This is a genomic window from Pseudomonas sp. 1, assembly GCF_056626735.1.
The window spans coordinates 102,246-121,488 of the sequence record NZ_JBWXMQ010000018.1 but is presented as its reverse complement, the minus strand read 5'-3'; the positions used below and the strand labels follow the sequence as shown (position 1 = coordinate 121,488).

Annotated in this window: 15 protein-coding genes; 12 read left to right on the top strand and 3 right to left on the bottom strand. The window is 61.6% G+C overall.

Annotated features, from left to right (window positions below):
• The first annotated feature begins 200 nt into the window (after positions 1–200).
• Positions 201–2,093 carry a penicillin-binding protein 2 gene (gene mrdA, locus AC1MDC_RS24155; RefSeq protein ID WP_085700541.1) on the top strand — a complete coding sequence of 631 codons (1,893 nt, stop codon included), beginning with the start codon at positions 201–203 and terminating at the stop codon, positions 2,091–2,093.
• 12 nt (positions 2,094–2,105) lie between these two features.
• Here mrdA and AC1MDC_RS24150 read toward each other — a convergent pair whose 3' ends face one another.
• Complete coding sequence (locus AC1MDC_RS24150) at positions 2,106–3,065, bottom strand: LysR family transcriptional regulator (protein WP_480393831.1); 960 nt, start codon at positions 3,063–3,065, stop codon at positions 2,106–2,108.
• A gap of 144 nt (positions 3,066–3,209) precedes the next feature.
• Here AC1MDC_RS24150 and AC1MDC_RS24145 point away from each other — a divergent pair, with 144 nt between their 5' ends.
• The 3 genes from AC1MDC_RS24145 to AC1MDC_RS24135 are packed head-to-tail and all read left to right on the top strand — an operon-like array spanning position 3,210 to position 6,189.
• Positions 3,210–4,511 (top strand): MFS transporter, encoded by a 1,302-nt coding sequence (locus AC1MDC_RS24145; RefSeq protein ID WP_085704514.1) that lies wholly within the window; start codon positions 3,210–3,212, stop codon positions 4,509–4,511.
• Positions 4,508–5,263, top strand: a complete 756-nt coding sequence (locus tag AC1MDC_RS24140) for a class II aldolase/adducin family protein (RefSeq protein WP_011335215.1) — start codon at positions 4,508–4,510, stop codon at positions 5,261–5,263. Before AC1MDC_RS24145 ends, AC1MDC_RS24140 begins: the two co-directional genes overlap by 4 nt.
• The gene (locus AC1MDC_RS24135; RefSeq protein WP_480393830.1) at positions 5,260–6,189 is read left to right on the top strand and encodes a 2-hydroxyacid dehydrogenase; all 930 of its coding nucleotides are present in this window, start codon (positions 5,260–5,262) and stop codon (positions 6,187–6,189) included. The genes AC1MDC_RS24140 and AC1MDC_RS24135 overlap by 4 nt, the downstream gene beginning before the upstream one ends.
• Here AC1MDC_RS24135 and AC1MDC_RS24130 read toward each other — a convergent pair.
• Positions 6,183–7,118, bottom strand: a complete 936-nt coding sequence (locus AC1MDC_RS24130) for a LysR family transcriptional regulator (protein WP_085704518.1) — start codon at positions 7,116–7,118, stop codon at positions 6,183–6,185. The genes AC1MDC_RS24135 and AC1MDC_RS24130 overlap by 7 nt on opposite strands.
• 163 nt (positions 7,119–7,281) lie before the next feature.
• Between AC1MDC_RS24130 and AC1MDC_RS24125 the strand changes: the two genes are divergently transcribed.
• From AC1MDC_RS24125 to qhpG, 7 genes are all read left to right on the top strand, one after another.
• Positions 7,282–8,592, top strand: a complete 1,311-nt coding sequence (locus tag AC1MDC_RS24125; protein ID WP_480393829.1) for an MFS transporter — start codon at positions 7,282–7,284, stop codon at positions 8,590–8,592.
• 22 nt (positions 8,593–8,614) lie between these two features.
• Positions 8,615–9,853, top strand: a complete 1,239-nt coding sequence (locus AC1MDC_RS24120; protein ID WP_480393828.1) for a Zn-dependent hydrolase — start codon at positions 8,615–8,617, stop codon at positions 9,851–9,853.
• 3 nt (positions 9,854–9,856) lie between these two features.
• Positions 9,857–10,882: a histone deacetylase family protein gene (locus tag AC1MDC_RS24115; RefSeq protein ID WP_480393827.1), complete on the top strand. Its 1,026-nt coding sequence runs from the start codon at positions 9,857–9,859 to the stop codon at positions 10,880–10,882.
• 248 nt (positions 10,883–11,130) lie between these two features.
• Positions 11,131–13,035: a sigma-54-dependent Fis family transcriptional regulator gene (locus tag AC1MDC_RS24110; protein ID WP_480393826.1), complete on the top strand. Its 1,905-nt coding sequence runs from the start codon at positions 11,131–11,133 to the stop codon at positions 13,033–13,035.
• Positions 13,035–14,753, top strand: a complete 1,719-nt coding sequence (locus tag AC1MDC_RS24105; protein WP_480393825.1) for an ABC transporter ATP-binding protein — start codon at positions 13,035–13,037, stop codon at positions 14,751–14,753. Before AC1MDC_RS24110 ends, AC1MDC_RS24105 begins: the two co-directional genes overlap by 1 nt.
• Entirely contained in the window at positions 14,743–15,420 is a 678-nt protein-coding gene (qhpE, locus tag AC1MDC_RS24100) for a subtilisin-like serine protease QhpE (RefSeq protein WP_480393824.1), read from the top strand. The genes AC1MDC_RS24105 and qhpE overlap by 11 nt, the downstream gene beginning before the upstream one ends.
• On the top strand, positions 15,417–16,712 hold the full coding sequence (qhpG, locus tag AC1MDC_RS24095; RefSeq protein ID WP_480393823.1) for a flavin-dependent monooxygenase QhpG: 1,296 nt from the start codon (positions 15,417–15,419) through the stop codon (positions 16,710–16,712). Before qhpE ends, qhpG begins: the two co-directional genes overlap by 4 nt.
• A 16-nt stretch (positions 16,713–16,728) precedes the next feature.
• On the opposite strand, the gene AC1MDC_RS24090 is transcribed toward qhpG, so the two are convergent.
• Positions 16,729–18,219 (bottom strand): aldehyde dehydrogenase family protein, encoded by a 1,491-nt coding sequence (locus AC1MDC_RS24090; protein ID WP_085700529.1) that lies wholly within the window; start codon positions 18,217–18,219, stop codon positions 16,729–16,731.
• A gap of 357 nt (positions 18,220–18,576) precedes the next feature.
• Between AC1MDC_RS24090 and AC1MDC_RS24085 the strand changes: the two genes are divergently transcribed.
• Complete coding sequence (locus AC1MDC_RS24085) at positions 18,577–18,777, top strand: hypothetical protein (protein ID WP_480393822.1); 201 nt, start codon at positions 18,577–18,579, stop codon at positions 18,775–18,777.
• The last annotated feature ends 466 nt before the right edge of the window (positions 18,778–19,243 follow it).

The following is a 19,243-nucleotide window of genomic DNA, read 5'->3' as shown; positions in this document are numbered from 1 at the left end:
AAATTCCGAAACCCCAATTGCGAAAGCACTTGGGGTTTTGTTTTGCCCGCAGGAAAGTGCTCGACCGTCGTAACAGCAACCATTGGGGAAATCCCTCTGAAATGACCGCCCGGTTTTTGGTATGGTGCAGCTCGTTTTTTAACGGACTGATGTCACGCCCAAGGATCGGCGCTCATTTTTGTCAAAGAGTGGCTGCAGAAATGCCCGAACCCATCCCTATCAAGGATCACGAAAAAGAGACACGACTGGTCAACAAACGCCTGATCGCCTGTGCCTTGTTCGTCTTCGCCGTCAGTTGCGCCCTGGTTGTGCGCCTGTACATCCTGCAAGTCGTCGAGTTCGACTATCACTCGACCATCTCCGAAAACAACCGCGTCCATGTCCTGCCGATCCCGCCGACACGTGGCCTGATCTACGATCGCAATGGCGTGTTGCTGGCCGATAACCGTCCCAGCTATAACCTGACGATCACAAGAGAACGTGCGACTGACGTCAACCAGGAGCTGGACGAGGTCATTAGCCTCCTGCACCTGCCACCCGAAGACCGAACAGTCTTCGACAAGGCCATGAAGCAGTCGCGCCATCCGTTTACACCCGTAACGCTGTTCTATGAACTGACCGAAGAACAAATCGCCGTGCTGGCAGTCAACGAGTTCCGTCTGCCAGGCCTGGATGTCGAGCCGCAATTCGTTCGTAACTATCCACTTGGCGCACACTTCGCACACTCGATTGGCTACGTCGGCCGCATCAACGAGAAAGAATCCAAGACCCTCGATTCCGTCGAATACCGTGGCACCCAATCGATCGGCAAGACCGGTGTCGAGCGCTTCTACGAGCCACAACTGCACGGCCACGTCGGTTACGAGGAAGTGGAGACCAATGCTCAAGGCCGCGTTCTGCGGGTCCTGAAACACACCGACCCGATACCCGGCAAAAACATCGTCCTCAGCCTTGATATCAAGCTCCAAGAAGCCGCCGAAGCCGCATTGGGCGACCGTCGGGGCTCAGTGGTTGCGCTGGACCCGTCGACCGGCGAAGTGCTGGCCATGGTCAGCAACCCGAGCTTCGACCCCAATCTGTTCGTGACCGGTATCAGCTCCAAGGAATATTCCGCGCTGCGTGACTCCATCGACCGTCCGCTGTTCAACCGCGTGCTGCGAGGCCTGTACGCGCCCGGTTCGACGATCAAGCCGGAGGTGGCCATCGCTGGCCTCGACGCCGGTGTCGTCACGCCACAAACCCGGGTCTTCGATCCTGGCTATTACCAACTGCCGGACTTCGATCATAAGTACCGCAACTGGAACCACAGTGGCGATGGCTGGGTGGACATGGATGCAGCGATCATGCGCTCCAACGACACTTACTTCTACGACCTGGCGCACAAGCTCGGCATCGACCGCCTGCATGACTACATGGCGATGTTCGGCCTCGGCGAGAAAGTCTCGCTCGACATGTTCGAGGAGTCGCCCGGTCTGATGCCGTCCCAGGCCTGGAAGCGCGCCACGCGTCGGCAAGCCTGGTTCCCCGGCGAAACCGTGATCCTCGGCATCGGCCAGGGCTACATGCAAGTCACGCCGCTGCAACTGGCTCAAGCCACTGCGCTGATTGCCAACAAGGGCATCTGGAACCGTCCGCACCTGGCCAAGACCGTCGACGGTGTGGCGCCGGTGGACGAACACCCGATGCCGAACATCCTGCTCAAGGACCCGCGTGACTGGGACCAGGTCAACCACGGTATGCAGATGGTGATGCACGACGCCCGAGGTATCGCACGTGCGGCGGCGGCCGGCGCGCAATACCGCATCGCCGGCAAGAGTGGTACGGCGCAAGTAGTGGCGATCAAGCAGGGCGAGCGCTACAACCGCGAGAAAACCCTTGAGCGCCATCGTGACAACGCCTTGTTCGTCGGTTTTGCCCCGGCCGAGCATCCGAAAATCGCGATTTCGGTGATGATCGAAAACGGCGAGGCCGGTGGTCGAGTCGCAGGTCCCGTGGTGCGGCAGATCATGGACGCCTGGCTACTCGATCAGGACGGCCACCTCAAACCTCAATACGCTGCGCCGACCAAGGCGCCGGGCGATCCACACGTGTAATCCATCGCAGCTTCACAGCACAGGCTCACGCAAGCTGAGCATGTGCTGGAAGCTGTCGAGGAACACCGTTTCCGCCTGCGTCATCTTCTGTTCGCGATTCCACAGCAGCTGGATATCGAAATCCACCACTCCGTCTTCCGGCGGCAAGCTCCATAGCAAACCTTGTTCGACATCCCTTCGTACCAGGTGGGTCGGCAGACAGCCAATCCCGAACCCTGCGCAGATCAAACGATAAATCTCTTCGAAACTGGTGGAGGAAGCGACGATCTTGCCGGTAAATCCTTGCTGGTCACGAAACAGCGTCAACGGCGAAAGATTGCCGCCGAGCTGATCGCTGGTGAAGCTGACAAAGTTCTCCGCCGCCAATTGCTCCAGCGTCAGATTCTGCTGCCCGAACAGTCGATGGCGCTGCCCGCAAAAGTACGCATAGCGCTCACGAAACAAAACCCGTTGTTCCAGCCTCGGCTGCGGTAAACGACACAATCCCACTCCCACCGTAGCGGTCTTCTGCAGCAGCGAACTGATGATGTTCGAACTGCCCATCACCTCGACTTCCAGCTCGATTTTTGGATGAGTCTCGTGGAAGTCCGCAAGAAACTCATCGTAATGCCGCGCCTGGACACCACTGACGGTGAGGATACGGATCTTGCCCACCACGTCGTCATGGCGGTTCTCGACCACGGTGCCCAAACGGGAGATGTCACCGTAGATATCCGTCGCAATTCGCAGGACTTCTTCCCCGGTTTCCGTCAGATCAAAGCGCCGTCCGCTGCGCGCAATCAGCACACAATCCAGTTGTTCTTCGAGACGTTTCAATGCCTGACTGACCGCCGACTGGGTGATGTGCAATCGGGCGGCGGCGCGGCTCATGCTGCCTTCTTGCCCGATCACCAGATAGGTGCGAAGCAGGTTCCAGTCCAGCCGATCATTGAGAAAACGCCGTCCGACCCAGGGATTAGCGGAAGAAGTCATGTAGTAGCCACGCTAATAGTAAAGATAAGTTATTGAAAATTGACTAATCCTGTCACGGAAGCGATAAAGCCCACAAGCGCCACAGAGCGCGACTGTCACCCGCCTCGACACCTGCCTAAAACTATAAATACACAGGGTTCTTGCATGCACACCACCGCTCAGCCGCGTCGCGCCGCGGCCGCTGCCTTCATTGGCACGACCATCGAATTCTACGATTTCTATATCTACGCCACCGCCGCCGCGCTGGTGCTCGGGCAAGTGTTCTTTCCCAGCAGCGACCCGGTGACCAGCACGCTCGCCGCGTTCGGCAGTTTCGCTGTTGGCTTCATCGCCCGGCCGATGGCCGGTATGGTGTTCGGTCATTTGGGCGATCGTCTGGGCCGCAAGAAAATGCTGCTGGTCACGATGGCGCTGATGGGGCTGGCCACCGCCGGAATCGGTCTGTTGCCGAGCTACGCCAGCGTTGGCATCTGGGCGCCCATCGGTCTGATTGTTCTTCGTCTGATTCAGGGCATCTCCGTCGGCGGCGAGTGGGGCGGAGCGGTGTTGATGGCCAGTGAGCACGCTCCGGCCAAACGCAAAACCTTCTACGCCTCGTTCGCCCAGCTCGGCAGCCCGGCAGGTTTACTGCTGGCGTTGATCGCGTTCCGACTGGTGACGTCGCTGTCCCCGGAAGACTTTCTCGCCTGGGGCTGGCGTCTGCCGTTTCTGGCCAGCGGCGTGTTGATGATGGTCGGTTTGATGATCCGCTCCGGTGTGCATGAATCGCCGGAATTCGCCAAGGCCAGGGACAACAACGAAACCGCCAAATACCCGGTGAAAGACGTGATTCGCCAGTGCTGGCGTCAGATCCTGTTCGCGGCCGCCGCCGTCACCATCGGCTCGGCGGGATTCTTCTTCACCAACACCTTCATGATCACCTACGTCACCCAATATCAGGGCATTCCGCGCTCGACCATTCTCGACTGCCTGTTCCTGGTGACGATCATTCAATTGCTCTCGCAACCGTTGTCGGCGCTGCTCGCCGAGCGCATCGGCGAAGGGCGATTCCTGATGTTGGTGGCGCTGCTGTGCATGGTCACGCCGTACCCGATGTTCCTGCTGGTCGGCACTCAGAACATCCTGTTGATGACCCTCGGCATCGCCGTCGCGGTGGTGATCCTCTCAGCCCTGTACGCGGTGATCGCCGGGTACATGACCCAGGCCTTCCCGGTGCACCTGCGCTATTCGGGCATCTCCATCGCTTATCAACTGAGCTGCGCGGTCGCTGGCGGTACCACGCCGCTGATCGGCACGCTGTTGGCCAGCAAGTTTTCCGGGCAGTGGCTGCCATTGGCGGTGTTCTTCACGCTGCTGTCGGCCTTGTCGCTGATCGGTGTCTGTGGCCTCGCTCGTCTGCGGGCCAACCCGGTCGTCCTTCATACCAACAAAGAGGTGTATTCGTGAGTAAACCCGCCCACATTGACCCGATCGAATGGCAAGCCCGTTGCGAGCTCGCTGCGCTGTACCGCTTGATTGCGCACTTTCGCATGACCGACCTGATCGACACGCACATCACCCTGCGGATTCCGGGGCCGGAGCATCATTTCCTGATCAATCGCTACGGCGTGATCTTTGACCGCATGCGTGCTTCCGATCTGGTGCGCATCGATCAGGACGGACGCATCGTCGACCCTGAATACGCCGGGCATCGGGTCAACGCCGCCGGGTTCGTGATCCACTCGGCGATCCACATGGCGCGCCCGGATCTGAACTGCGTGATCCATACCCATACCGCCGCCGGCATGGCCGTCGCTGCGCAGAAACAAGGCCTGCTGCCGATCAGTCAGCATGCATTGAAGTTCTACGGAAAACTGGCGTATCACACCTACGAAGGCATCGCGCTGTCGCTGGATGAACGTGAGCGGTTGATCGCCGACCTCGGCCCGCATCGCGCGATGATCCTGCGCAATCACGGCTTGCTGGTCGGCGGTTCCGGCGTAGCCCAGGCATTCCAGGAAATCCACTTTCTGGAGCGTGCCTGCCAGGCGCAAGTACAGGCGCTTGCCGGCGGTTGCGAGCTGCATTTCCCGTCGCCGGAAGTCTGTGCCCACACCGCCGAACAGTTCGACCGCGATGAACAGGACAACATCATCGACCTGGCCTGGGAGGCCGCCTTGACCCTGATCGAATCCCAGCGCGAGTCCTATCTGTCATGAACACCGTTGCACTGATGTCCCGCGACTCGCTGTTGCTCAAGCAATTGCAGGAAGCCTTTGCCAGCCGTGCGCCGCAGCTCTCGGCGGTGCTGGCCGATGATCCCCGGGCGGTGAATGCGCAGATCGCGGCGTGCTGGTTTCCGCTGCCGGGCAGTCTTGCCGCGTTACCCAACCTGCAAGTGATTCACTCGGTTGCAGCCGGTATCGATCACCTGGAGCACGATCCGTCGTGCCCGGACCTGCCGGTGTGCCGGGTGGTCGATCTTGGTCACCGCCAGGGCATGACCGAGTACGTGCGCTGGGCGGTGATTCACTATCATCGCGGCTTCGATCAAGTCCTTGAGCAGCAGCGCCAACAGCATTGGGAACGACCGCTGCAACGCCCGGCCCATCAGTTCCGAATCGGCGTGATGGGGCTCGGTTCGCTCGGCAGCGCGATTGCCCAAGACCTGGCCAGCGCCGGTTACGAGGTGCGGGGCTGGGCGCGCAGCAAAAAGGATTTATCGGGCGTGCAGACCTTCGACGGCACTGAAGCTTTCAATTCATTTCTCGACGGCGTGGAGTTGCTGATCAACCTGTTGCCACTCACCCACGAGACGCGCGGCATTCTCAATCGCCAGACCTTTGAGCGTCTGGCCAACGGCGCGGCACTGGTCAACGTCGGGCGCGGCGGGCACCTGAACATCGACGATCTGCAACAGGTGCTGGCCCGTGGAAAACTGCGCGGTGCGCTGCTCGATGTCTTCGAACAGGAACCGCTGCCCGCTGACCATCCATTGTGGAAAACCCCGGGCGTGACCATCACCCCGCACATGGCTTCGGCGGCGTCTCATGACTGCATCGCCGAACAGATCGCCGAGAACTTCCGCCGTCTGAATGCCGGTGAACCGCTGCTCAACCGCGTGGATCGACTGCTCGGTTACTGATCCGCCAGACAGGCCTGCAATCGCTCGATGAACAGCGTCTCGGCGCGGCTCATGCGCTGGTCGCGGTTCCACAACAGATGAATGTCGACATCGGCAATCCCCTCGTGGGGCGGCAGGCGCCAGAGCAATCCGGCCTCGACGTCTGCCGCTACCACGTGCTCCGGCAAACAACCGATTCCGAACCCGGCGATCACCAGTCGCCGCACTTCTTCCAGGCTCGGCGATGAAGCAACGATGCGTCCGCTGAAGCCCTGTTGATCGCGGAAAATCGTCAGCGGCGAAAGCATCCCGCCAATTTGGTCACTGGTGAAACTGACGAAATTTTCCCGCTGCAAATCGCCTTCGCCGATGTCCTTTCGGCCGAACAGCGCGTGGTGTTTGCCGCAGAAAAATGCATAACGCTGACGCAGGAACAGACGCTGTTCCAGACGCGGTTGCGGGCGGCGATTAAGGCTCAGGCCGAGGGTCGCGGTTTTCTCCTGAAGGGCACTGACGATGTCCGAACTGCGCATCACGTCCACCTCCAGATCTACCCGTGGATACTGCCGATGAAAGTCAGCGAGGAAGTCATCGAAGCGCTCGGAAAAGATCCGGCTGATGATCAGCAGTCGAACCTTGCCGATCACTTCATCGGCCGGTTGTTCCAGCAGGCTGCTGACCTGGGACATTTGCCCGTAGATCTCGCCGGCCAGTTCGAAGATCTGCTCGCCGACTTCAGTGAGGGCAAATCGCGGGCCGCGCCGGGCGATCAACTGGCGACCCAGTTGCTCCTCCAGGCGCTTGAGCGCCTGGCTCACCGCCGGTTGGGTCAAGTGCAGGCGCGCGGCGGCGCGGCTGATGCTCAGCTCCTGGCCGATCACCCGGAAGGTGCGCAAAAGATTCCAGTCCAAGCGGTCGTTAAGCAGGCGTTGTACGTCGCGTTCGGCCATGGCGATTCTCGATTATAAGGTGAGGTAATAATCGGAATAATAAATAGAAAATTGACTAATCATAGCCCCGGGACGATAAATCACCCCACGACAGGCACCGCCAGAGTGCCCTGGAATCAGCGTTTTCCTCCTGCCAAAAAAACAATCAAAGGAGCCCGACCCCATGAAGCCCCACGCTTCGAACCAGCCGCGCCGTGCGGCGGCCGCAGCCTTCATCGGCACCATGATCGAGTGGTACGACTTTTACATCTACGCCACCGCCGCCGCACTGGTGTTCGGCGCGCTGTTCTTTCCCTCCGACGATCCGCTGTTCAGCACCATGGCCGCGTTCGGGACCTTCGCCGTGGGCTTCTTTGCCCGGCCATTGGGCGGGATCATTTTCGGCCATATCGGCGACCGCATCGGCCGCAAGAAATCGCTGATCATCACGCTGCTGATGATGGGCGTGGTCACGGTGTGCATCGGTCTGTTGCCGACTTACGCGCAGATTGGCGCGACGGCGCCGGTGCTGCTGATTCTGCTGCGCATCGTCCAGGGCATCGCCGTCGGCGGCGAGTGGGGCGGGGCGGTGTTGATGGCCGGCGAGCATGCGCCGAAGGGCCGGCGCAACTTCTTCGCGTCGTTCGCGCAACTGGGCAGCCCGGCGGGTTTGATTCTGTCGCTGCTGGCCTTCAGCGCGGTGACCCGCTTGCCCGAAGCAGACCTGATGAGCTGGGGCTGGCGTCTGCCGTTCCTCGCCAGTGCGCTGTTGCTGCTGGTAGGCCTGGCGATTCGTCTGGGCGTGAACGAGTCGCCGGAATTCCTCGCCAGCCGCGAGCAGGCCACGAAACAGATCAAGAAAGAACAGGCCCCCGTGATGGAAGTCTTGCGCACCGCGTGGCGTCCGCTGTTGCTGTGCATCGGTGCCAACACGCTGGGCATCGCCGGGGTGTATTTCACCAATACCTTCATGATCGCCTACACCACTCAGCAACTGGCGCTGCCACGTTCGCTGATTCTCGAATGCCTGTTCTTCGTCGCGATCATCCAGTTCTGCATTCAGCCGCTGGCCGCATGGACGGCGCAGAAGATCGGCGCGACGCGTTTCCTGTGCCTGGTTTCGCTGCTGGCGATGGCCTCGCCGTATCCGATGTTCGTGCTCGTCAGTTCGGCCCAGGCGCCGCTGATCATCCTCGGCATCGCGCTGGCGGTGGTGTGCATGGCGTCGTTCTACGCGGTGATCGCCGGTTACGTCAGCGGCATGTTCGAGACCCGCGTGCGCTACACCGCAATCTCGCTGGCCTATCAGATCTGCGGCGCGGTGGCCGGTGGTCTGACGCCGCTGATCGGCACGATGCTCGCGCACAAGTTCACCGGGCAATGGTGGCCGATGGCGGTGTTCTACAGCCTGATCGCCGGTATTTCGCTGGTCTGCGTGCTGTCTCTCGCCCGTCGTCACGCCAGTGCCCATCGCGCGGAAATGGCCCGTGCCTGACCCGGAATTTCAGGAGAACCTTATGTTGAAAATCAATGGCGAACGCCTGTGGGCGAGCCTGATGGCCATGGCCGAAATCGGTGCGACAGCCCGAGGCGGCAGCTGCCGTCTGGCGTTGAGCGATGAAGACAAGGCCGGCCGCGAACTGTTCGCCCACTGGTGCCGCGAAGCCGGCATGACCTTGAGTGTGGATGCCATCGGCAACTTGTTCGCCCGACGCGCCGGCACCGATCCGGACGCCGCGCCGGTGATGATGGGCAGCCACCTCGACACCCAGCCCGAAGGCGGACGTTTCGACGGTGTCTACGGCGTGCTCGCCGGGCTGGAAGTGGTGCGTTGCCTCAACGACCTCAACATCCAGACCCGCAAACCGCTGGAAGTGGCGGTGTGGACCAACGAGGAAGGCGCACGCTTCACTCCGGCCATGTTCGGCTCGGCAGTGTTCACCGGGATCATGGATCTGAACGCCGCGCTGGCGGTGCGCGATATCGATGGCATCAGCGTTGCCGAGGCTTTGCAGCGTACCGGTTACGCCGGTGAGCGTCCGTTGGGCGGCGCGGTGGATGCGTATTTTGAGGCGCACATCGAGCAAGGTCCGATCCTTGAAGACAACGCCAAAAGCATCGGCGTGGTCACGGGCGGTCAGGCGATCCGCTGGCTCGACGTGCGCGTGGAGGGCATGGCCGCCCACGCCGGCACCACGCCAATGCCGTTGCGCAAAGATGCGTTGTACGGTGTTGCGCGGATGATCCAGGCAATCGAAGGTCTGGCCACGGATTTTGCGCCGGAGGGCCTGACCACGGTCGGCGAGTTGAGCATCAACAAGTCCTCGCGCAACACCATTCCGGGGCTGGTGAATTTCACCGTCGATCTGCGTCATCACCGTGACGAAGCGATTGCTGCCATGGAGCAACAAGTGCGCGCCCGCTTGCAGGCGATTGCCGATGGCCGAGGCCTGAACCTGACGATTACCCCGCACTGGACCAGCCCGGCCACGCCGTTCGACGCCGAATGCGTCGCGGCGGTGCAAGAGGCGGTGGATGCGCTGGGCTACGCTCAGCAGTCGATTGTCAGCGGCGCCGGGCATGACGCGATTCACCTGGCGCGTTACTGCCCGACGGCAATGGTGTTCATCCCGTGCGTGGGTGGCCTGAGCCACAACGAAGCCGAAGATGTGTTGCCCGAAGACGTGAAGCAGGGCACTGATGTATTGCTCAACGCCGTGCTGGCCCGCGCCGGACGAATCGAACAGGGAGCCTGAACCATGCGCAGTTTTTTCCATCCCGAACAATTGCTCCACCATCCACGCAGCTATTACTCGCGCGGGCAGATGCGTACGCCGCAGGAAGTCCCCGAGCGTGCGCAGCGCCTGGTGCAGGCGGCCCACGGTCTGGGCTTCAGTGTCGAGCAGCCCGCCGATGCCGGCCTCGCGCCGTTGCTGGCGGTGCATGGCGCGCCTTATCTGACGTTCCTTCAGGAAGCCCATGCACGCTGGAAGGAAATCCCCGAAGACTGGGGCGACGAGGTGATGTCGAACATTTTCGTCCGTGAGCCCAACGCCCTGCGCGGCATCCTCGCCCAGGCGGCGTGCTATCTGGCGGACGGCAGTTGCCCGGTCGGCGAACAGACCTGGCGCTCGGCCTACTGGTCGGCGCAAAGCGCAGTGGCGGGGGCTCAGGCATTGATCGATGGCGAGCCGGCGGCTTATGCGCTGTGCCGTCCACCGGGGCATCACGCCCGGGCCGAAGCAGCGGGCGGTTTTTGCTACGTGAACAACGCGGCGGTGGCGGCGCAGGTGTTGCGCGACAAGTTCGATAAAGTCGCCGTGCTCGACACCGACATGCACCACGGCCAAGGCATCCAGGAAATTTTCTACGACCGCGATGACGTCCTTTACGTCTCGGTGCATGGCGATCCGACCAACTTCTATCCGGGCGTCGCCGGGTTCGCCGACGAACGCGGCAGCGGCGCAGGAGCGGGTTTTAACCTCAACCTGCCGATGGCTCATGGATCAAGCGAAGCGGATTTCCTCGGGCAACTGGACGTCGCATTGAACGCGGTACGTGAGTTCGGCGCCGAGGTGCTGGTGCTGTCGCTGGGTTTTGATATCTATGAGCTGGATCCGCAAAGCAAAGTCGCCGTCACCCGTGAAGGCTTTGCAGCATTGGGTGAGCGAATCCGCAGCCTGGGCCTGCCATGCCTGATCGTGCAGGAGGGCGGTTATCACCTGGAAAGTCTCGAAGACAATGCCCGGGCATTTTTCGTAAGTGGCGAGGTTTGGCAACCCTGATAGTCGAGTTGATTGATCAATCGCTTTCGCGAGCAAGCTCGCTCCCACAGATGACCGATTTGAATTCAGTATTTGTGTTCAATGCCAGTCCCTGTCGGAGCGAGCTTGCTCGCGAAGAATGTTGAGCCGGTCCGCCTGCTGGAACACTAGCGCCCTACGGTGCTTGCCATCTCCCTGACGTTAACGTAAACATTGGCGTCAGGGCGCTGAAGTAAAGAAGCGCAAAGCGGACCGCTCCGGAGCGCTTGATGACTCTTATAAAAACAACCGATCCCAAGTCTCACCACGAAGCCCGGCTGGCCCGGGAAAAACTCCATCTCGAAGGGCAAGTCCCGGATGGCGTGTTGCGTGCGGAGATCGATGCTTCGTGGCGGCGCAGCCTGAGCCACGGCGTGCATTTCAATGGCAAGCATGAGCTGGCGCTGGAATCGAGCGCCAGTCTCGATGTATTGCTGGCGAGCAATCGCCTGCTGATCGATGCGGCGATACCGGCCATCGATTACCTGGCCGAACGTCAGGGCAAGGAAGGCCTGATCATCCTCGCCAATTCCGACGCCACCATCCTCGCCGTCGAGGGACGGGCCGACCGGCTCAAGGGCAGCGGTCTGCAGGACATCACCCTCGGCGCCTGCTGGAGCGAAGCCGCCCGTGGCACCAACGCCCTCGGCACGGCGCTGGTCGAGGCGCGCCCCACCCTGATCGATTGCGGCGAACATTACCTCGACCGTCTCACCGATTTTTCCTGCACCTCGGTGCCGATCCATTGCCCTCAGGGCGAAATTCTTGGCGTCCTCGACCTGACCCGCGAAGGCCCCTTGGGCCGCGTTCACGACAGCACCGCGCTGCTGAGCATGGCGGTCAGCCAGATCGAGAGCCGGGTGTTCAACAACAGCTTTCCCGATCAGATCGTCCTCGCCTTTCACAGTCGCCGGCAGTATCTGGAATCGCCGTGGCAAGGCCTGCTCGCAGTCAGTCTCGGCGGGCAGATTCTGGCGGTCAGCGCCCAGGCCTGCCAGTTGCTGCGGGCCGAGCGTTCGGCACTGGTCGGCAAGCGCTGCGAGGAATTTCTCGGGGTCGATGGCGTGCAGTTGCTGACCCGTCTGCAACAGGGCGGTGTCGGCAGTGTGCAGACCGCCAAGGGCGAATTTTTCTACAAGACCCTGCGAGCCCCGGCGCGTTCGGTCAACCTCGGCGGCCCGCCGCGCAGCGTGGCGAAAACCGCCAAGGCGCAACCCGATCTGGAAGCACTGGCCGGCAACAACGTCCGTTATGCCCGTGCCCTGCGCATGGCCCGCCAAGGTCTGGCCAATGAATTGCCGGTGTTGCTGCTTGGCGAGACCGGCACCGGTAAGGAAGTGATCGCCCGCGCCCTGCACCTGGCCGGCAGCCGCAGCGACAAACCGTTTGTGGCCGTGAACTGCGCAGCAATTCCCGAAGGCCTGATCGAGTCGGAACTGTTCGGCTATCGCGAAGGTGCCTTCACCGGATCGCGTCGGGGCGGCATGATCGGACGTCTGCAACAGGCCCATGGCGGCACGCTATTTCTCGATGAAATCGGCGACATGCCGCTGGCCCTGCAAGCGCGGCTGCTGCGCGTTTTGCAGGATCGTAAAGTCGCGCCGCTGGGGGCCGGGGAAGAGCAGGATATCGACGTCGCGCTGATCTGCGCCACCCACCGCGACCTCAAGCGTCAGGTCGAGGACAAACAGTTTCGCGAAGACCTGTTCTACCGGGTCAACGGCATCAGCGTGATGCTTCCGGCCCTGCGCGAGCGCGATGACTTCAGCGCGCTGGTCACTCGGCTGCTGAGCAAGCTCGACGCACCGAACGCCGTGCTGCACGACGACCTCAATCGCCTGCTCGGCGCGTATCACTGGCCGGGCAACATCCGCCAACTGGAAATGGTGCTGCGTACCGCGCTGGCGATGCGCGAGCCGGGGGAAACGCTGCTGACCCTCGATCACCTGCCCGACAGCATGCTCGACGAACTCTGCGCCACCGAGAAACCCCAGACCGGCAGCATTCGCGAGAACGAACTGGAGATGATCCGCCAGTCCCTCGACACCCATCGGGGCAATGTCTCGGCTGCGGCCAACGCTCTGGGCATCAGCCGCGCGACCCTGTACCGCAAACTCAAACAGTTGCGCCCGTGATGCAGCGCCTGTTCGTGCGGCTGATCGACAGCCACAACCCCGCCGCGCTGCAAGCGGCGTTGCGTTGGTTGTATGGGTTTGTGCGGCCGCAGCGGCTTGCGATTGTCGGCCTGCTCGGACTGTCGGTGTGCGCGTCGCTGCTGGTGCTGGTGCAGCCGTGGCTGGTCAAACTGCTGATCGACGACGGCTTGCTGGCGCGCAACTTTCCGATGCTGGTCATGATCGCGGTGCTGATGATCATCGCCGGCCTGCTCGGCACGGCGTTATCAGGGATCAACCGCTATCTGCACACGCGGCTGTCCGGGCGGATTCTGTTTGCCCTGCGCGATGACCTTTACCGGCATTTGCAGAAGCTGTCGCCGAGCTTCTACGGCCAGCGGCGGATCGGTGATTTGATGTCGCGGCTCGACGGCGATGTGGCGGAGATTCAACGCTTCGCCGTGGACTCGTTGTTCTCGGCGGTATCGAGTGTGATCGGCCTGGTGGTGGCGATCGCGATGCTGTTCACCCTGTCGTGGAAACTGTCGCTGCTGGCGCTGGTGCTGATTCCGCTCGACGTGCTGTGGCTGCGCTGGATGCGGCGCAAGGTCGAGCGTGATGTGCGGCAGTTGCGTGAGCGTTCGGCAGACATGTCGTCATTTATGGTCGAGACCCTGCCGGTGATGAAATTCATCCAGTCCGCCGGCCAGCAGCAGCGTGAAGCGCGGCGCCTGGAAAACCTCGGGCAGGGCTATATGAATCAGTTGTTGCGCCTGCAAGTCACCGAGTTTTTCACCCAGGCCGTGCCCGGCACGTTGACCTCGCTGTCCCGTGCCTGCGCGTTTTTGATCGGTGGTTATTGGGTGGTGCAGGGTACTTGGCAACTTGGCGCGCTGATCGCGTTTTCCACCTATCTGGGAATGGCGGTCGGACCGGTGCAGAGCCTGTTGGGACTGTACGTGGCGATCCAGCGCATGACCGTCAGCCTCGGTCGGGTCATGGAGTTGCGCGGCGAAGAACCCACGGTGTTTTCACCGGTCACGCCGAAACCGTTTCCGACTTCGGGGGCGCTGCGTTTCGATGCGGTGCACTTCAGCCATCCGGGCCGTCCAAGCACGTTGAGTGGCATCGAGGCGACGATTCCCTACGGTTTGAAAGTCGCCTTGAGTGGCGGCTCCGGCGTCGGCAAATCGACGCTGATCGATCTGCTGCAACGGCATCACGATCCGCAATCCGGACGAGTGCTGCTCGGCGAAGTGGATCTGCGTGAACTGGAGTTGTTCGAACTGCGTCGACGCATCGCCGTGGTCAGTCAGGACATCGTGCTGTTTCGTGGAAGCCTCGCCGACAACCTGGCTTACGCGGTGCCGGACGCCAGCCGCGAAGCCATCGCCGAAGTCGCACGGCTGGCGCAACTCGACAGCCTGATCGCGTCATTGCCCGAAGGTCTCGACAGCCCGTTGGGCGAGCGCGGTCAGCAGTTGTCCGGCGGGCAGAAACAGCGCATCGCGATTGCCCGGGCGCTGTTGCAGGATCCGCTGATTCTGGTGCTGGACGAAGCCACCTCGGCAGTCGACGAAACCACTGAACGCGAGGTGATCGAAGCCATCGACCGCTTGTTTGCCGGACGCACGCGGATTCTGATCAGCCATCGTCCGTCGACCCTGGCCGATGCCGACCTGCGCTTTGAATTGCTCGATGGTGTGCTCATTTCGAAAACGGTGCTGCATGAAGCCTGAGTTGCGAATCGGTGTGGTCGATAGCGGGCACTCGGCAGCGCAACGGGTTCAGGTGATTGCCGGGCGGCGATTCTCATTGCTGGAGGACGGACTGGCGGAATCGGAGTTGCGCGATGATCCACTCGGGCATGGCAGCGCGGTGATCGAGGCGATCAGCCGTCGGGCACCGGCGGCGCGAATCTGCGTGGCTCAGGTGTTCGATCAGCGCGGCGTCACCAGTGCCTTGCAGATTTCTGCGGCCATCGATTGGCTGGTGACGCAGAACGTGCGGCAGATCAATCTGAGCCTGGGTTTACGCCAGGATCGCAGCCTGTTGCGCGAGGCCTGCGCAGCGGCGGTGGCCCGCGGTGTGTTGCTGTGTGCGTCGAGCCCGGCGCAGGGGGCGGCGGTGTTTCCGGCGAGTTATCCGCAGGTGCTCCGGGTAACTGGCGACGCGCGTTGCACGGATGAGCAATGGTCATGGCTCGACAGTGCGCAGGCGGATTTTGCGGCGTGTGTACGCGGCACTTATCCGGGACAGTCGGGGGCCAGTCTGGGGTGTGCAGCGTTGAGCGGGCATATTGCTGGCTATCTGCTGGAGCATCCGCAGGCAAGCAATGCCGAAGTGATCGACTGGCTGAAACAACACGCTCGTTATCGTGGCCCTGAACGGCGTTTCGGCCCATGACACCGATCCTGATTCTCGGTGCCGGGCCGGCCGGCGCGGCGGTGGCGTTGGGGCTGCGACGGCTGGGTTACACCGTGACGCTGATCAGCGAATGGCGCCGGTTTGCGGCGCTCGAAGGCGTGTCGCAACGGGTACTGGAGGCGTTGCGCGGTGCCGGGTTGAATCACGCGCTGGCGGATGCCACGTTGCCGTCCCAGCGACAGGTTTCATGGAACGGCCAACAGCATACGCAGAACATCGAGTTTTTGTTGGATCGCCCGACCTTTGATCGCGGTTTGCGGGAAAACTTGCGGATGGCCGGGGTCGAGGTGATTGAAGGGCGAGTCCTGAATGTTCAGCCTTGGGCGGACGGTCATCGGGTTGAACTTGATGGCGGTCGGACGCTAACGGCGGATTTTCTGGTAGAAGCCCGGGGCCGACAGGCGCCGGCGTCTGGCAAGGGGCTGCGCGGGCCGGAGACGGTCAGCCTGCTCAATCGCTGGCAAGGCGCGCCGGGGGTGACGGCCAGTGCCGTGGAAAGCCTTGAATACGGTTGGGCGTGGATGGCGCGGCAGGACGACGGCCAGTGTTGTTGGCAATGGACCGTGGACGTCGCCAGTGCCGCGTTGCCGAGCAAGGCGCAGTTGCTCGATCACTGCCGCGCGCGACGGCAGGCCTCGGATTTTGCTCAAGCGTTCTTTGCCGGCGGGCAGGAATCGGCGTTGCAACTGCATGCCCGCAGCAGCACGGCGATTCTGGCGGCGCAGGTTTGTGGCGATAACTGGATTCGTGTCGGCGATGCCGCGATGGCGGTGGACCCGCTGTCAGGCAATGGGATTTTTCAGTCTCTGTCCTCCGCGTTGCAGGCGCCGGTGGTGATCAACACGTTGTTGCGCAAACCTGAACGGACGGCACTGGCCCAGCGTTTTCACCGTCAGCGAGTGGAGCAGTTGTTCCTGCGTTTTGCGCGGATCGGTCGGGACTTTTATGCCGATGAACAGCGCTGGCTCGATCAGCCGTTTTGGCAGGCGCGGCGGCAGTGGCCCGACGCCGAAGCGGCCCATGCTGCGGTGGATTTTTCCGCGTTGCGGATCGAGCGGATGCCGGTGCTGCGTGACGGGTTTGTCGATGAGGCCGAGGTGGTGATTACGGCGGATCAGCCGCTGGGGATCTGGCATGTGCAAGGCGTAGAGCTGGCTCCGCTGGTGCGGCGCTTGCGCGATGAGCCGGCGGATCAGGTGCTGGCGGGGTTGACGCTCGAGCAGGGGCGAGCGGTTCGCGGGTGGCTGTTGGCTCAGGGTTTCAGACCCTGAGCCATGAGCCCAGTCATTACAACTTGATCAACACCGACTTCAACTCGGTGTAATGCTCGATCGCCGCATACCCCATCTCGCGCCCGACGCCGGACATCTTGTAGCCGCCAAACGGCAGCGCCGGATCCAGCGCGCTGTGGCAGTTCACCCACACCGACCCTGACTTGATCCGCGGAATCATCCGGTGCACCGCCGCCAGATCGTTCGACCAGATGCTGGCACCCAAACCGTAAGGGCTGTCATTGGCCATGCGCAGCGCATCGGCTTCGTCATCGAACGGAATCGCCACCAGCACTGGCCCGAAGATCTCTTCCTGCACCAGCGAATGCTGTTGATCGAGATCGACAATCACCGTCGGCTTGACGAAGAATCCCGGCCCGAACTGCTCGCCGCCGCAGGCAATGGTCGCGCCGCTTTCGCGGCCCATTTCGATGTAGTTGTAGACCCGCTCCTGCTGGCGCGCGGAAATCAGCGGGCCCATATCGATGCTCGGGTCGAGTCCGTTGCCGAGTTTCATCGCGTTGGCGATATCGCTGATGTCGGCCACCACATTGTCGAAATGCTTGCGCTGCACGTACAGGCGCGAACCGGCGCAGCACACCTGGCCCTGGTTGAAGAAAATCGCACTGGCCGCACCCGCCGCAGCGGTTTTCAGGTCGGCGTCGGCCATGACGATGGTCGGGGATTTGCCGCCCAGTTCCAGGGTGACCCGGGTCATCGAATCCATCGCGATCTTGCCGATCTGCTTGCCGACAGCGGTGGAGCCGGTGAAGGTCAGCTTGTCGACCAGCGGGTTGTGGGTCAGGGCGGAGCCAGCCGTGATCCCGGTGCCGGTGACCACGTTGAAGACCCCTTCCGGATAACCCGCCTCCAGCACCAGCTCCGCCAGTTTCAGCGCGGTCAGCGGGGTCTCGTCGGCGGGCTTGAGTACCACGGTGCAACCGGTGGCCAGCGCCGGGCCGAGCTTCCAGCAGGCCAGCAGCAGCGGGAAGTTCCAGGCGACGATGGCGCCGACCACCCCCACCGCTTCGCGACGGATGAAACTGTGGAACTGATCGCCGGGCATCAGCGGCAACGAGACATCCACGCTGGAACCTTCAATCTTGGTCGCCCAACCGGCCATATAACGCAGGAAGTCGATGGCCAGTTGTACGTCCATCACTTGCGCCACCGCCGCGCTCTTGCCGTTGTTCAGGCATTCCAGTTGCGCCAGCAGTTCGGCGTCGCGCTGCATCAGGTCGGCGAGTTTCCACAACAGATTCTGCCGCTCGCGCGGGCGGGTGCGGCTCCAGGTTGAATCATCGAAAGCTTGTCGGGCGGCGAGCACCGCGCGGTCGACATCTTCCGGCGTGGCGCGTGGCACTACGCACAGTACTTCTCCGGTGGCCGGGTTGTGCAGCGGCATGGTCTGGCCGTCGGCGGCTTCGACCCAGTCGCCGCCGATCAGCATGCGCGGCGGACGCTGGATAAAGGCCGAGGTGGCAGGAAGCAGGTAGGGCAGGGGCATGGCGAAACCTCTTGTTGTTCGATGGGGATCGAGAGGGGCTTTCGCAATGGTTGTGCCAAATGCTGGAGGGTGGCGTACAGCCCGGTTGCACGGGGGGAAGGAGGAAGAGTTTCAGTGGAAGTGAGGGTGAATTTGTCTCAAAACGCGACACCCATTGAGAAGCAAGATACGCGTCCTACAAAGCCAATGCCGCTGCGACGGGGCCTGAGCAAAATCGGGCCTTTTCTGGAGTAGGAAAAGTCGCGCGTCTGACAGTTTCTACCGACTGGTGGAGGCATGAGGTACGAGCTAAGTTGCTTGGTGTATAGGGTTTTCCTGCCATGGATTTGGCGGGTCAGTGTCTTCACAGGGATGTCGATGAACAACTTAACCATTCGATGGCTAACCAATTTCATGATAGGCGTGGGGACTGGATTTCTGGTGACAGGGTTTGCGGCGCTGTTGATCGGCGATCTGACCGATATTGATACGATTCGGGCAGGTGCCTTGATGGCTACAAGCAGTATTTTCTTGATCGCCACCTCTTTCGCAGTTGCCATGCTCGAGGATAAATCATGACGGCTTTAATTCTGTGTTTTTGGTCATTGGGCTTTAGTTTGCTGATCACGTATGCGTTTTACCGCGAGCGTCGAATTCAAGCTGCCCTGCGTGATTCCGGGTCATTGGCAGCCAAGGCCGACACGCAAGCTGAATGTTCGACGGTTTGCGAGTTTTGTGGGCGTTACAAGGTTCACCCGGACAATTCCGTTCGCTAGGATCATGTCAACAATCCAATACAGGGCCCCGTCATGTGCGGGGCTTGTTTATCAGTCACCTGGAGATTTCATCGCAGGTGATGCTGTCGGTTCCGGACGAACTGTCGCGCGACGCAATGTCGCCGACGCCGTAACAACTATGCTTGTCTCAGACTGCAACAGCTGTCGCGAAATGGGACGCCGGCCAGCACCGCCGGCACCGCCATTTCGCCATGATCTTCACGTAACTGCTTGATTGAAAAGCTTATCGGCAAGCTGGCACGCTCCGT

Coding starts and splice junctions, on each gene's coding strand:
- AC1MDC_RS24135 (WP_480393830.1), top strand. CDS start 5,260: ATGAACACCGTTGCACTGATGTCCCGCGACTCGCTGTTGCTCAAGCAA.
- AC1MDC_RS24145 (WP_085704514.1), top strand. CDS start 3,210: ATGCACACCACCGCTCAGCCGCGTCGCGCCGCGGCCGCTGCCTTCATT.
- qhpG (WP_480393823.1), top strand. CDS start 15,417: ATGACACCGATCCTGATTCTCGGTGCCGGGCCGGCCGGCGCGGCGGTG.
- AC1MDC_RS24120 (WP_480393828.1), top strand. CDS start 8,615: ATGTTGAAAATCAATGGCGAACGCCTGTGGGCGAGCCTGATGGCCATG.
- AC1MDC_RS24125 (WP_480393829.1), top strand. CDS start 7,282: ATGAAGCCCCACGCTTCGAACCAGCCGCGCCGTGCGGCGGCCGCAGCC.
- AC1MDC_RS24090 (WP_085700529.1), bottom strand. CDS start 18,219: ATGCCCCTGCCCTACCTGCTTCCTGCCACCTCGGCCTTTATCCAGCGT.
- mrdA (WP_085700541.1), top strand. CDS start 201: ATGCCCGAACCCATCCCTATCAAGGATCACGAAAAAGAGACACGACTG.
- AC1MDC_RS24085 (WP_480393822.1), top strand. CDS start 18,577: ATGAACAACTTAACCATTCGATGGCTAACCAATTTCATGATAGGCGTG.
- qhpE (WP_480393824.1), top strand. CDS start 14,743: ATGAAGCCTGAGTTGCGAATCGGTGTGGTCGATAGCGGGCACTCGGCA.
- AC1MDC_RS24150 (WP_480393831.1), bottom strand. CDS start 3,065: ATGACTTCTTCCGCTAATCCCTGGGTCGGACGGCGTTTTCTCAATGAT.
- AC1MDC_RS24130 (WP_085704518.1), bottom strand. CDS start 7,118: ATGGCCGAACGCGACGTACAACGCCTGCTTAACGACCGCTTGGACTGG.
- AC1MDC_RS24105 (WP_480393825.1), top strand. CDS start 13,035: ATGCAGCGCCTGTTCGTGCGGCTGATCGACAGCCACAACCCCGCCGCG.
- AC1MDC_RS24110 (WP_480393826.1), top strand. CDS start 11,131: ATGACTCTTATAAAAACAACCGATCCCAAGTCTCACCACGAAGCCCGG.
- AC1MDC_RS24115 (WP_480393827.1), top strand. CDS start 9,857: ATGCGCAGTTTTTTCCATCCCGAACAATTGCTCCACCATCCACGCAGC.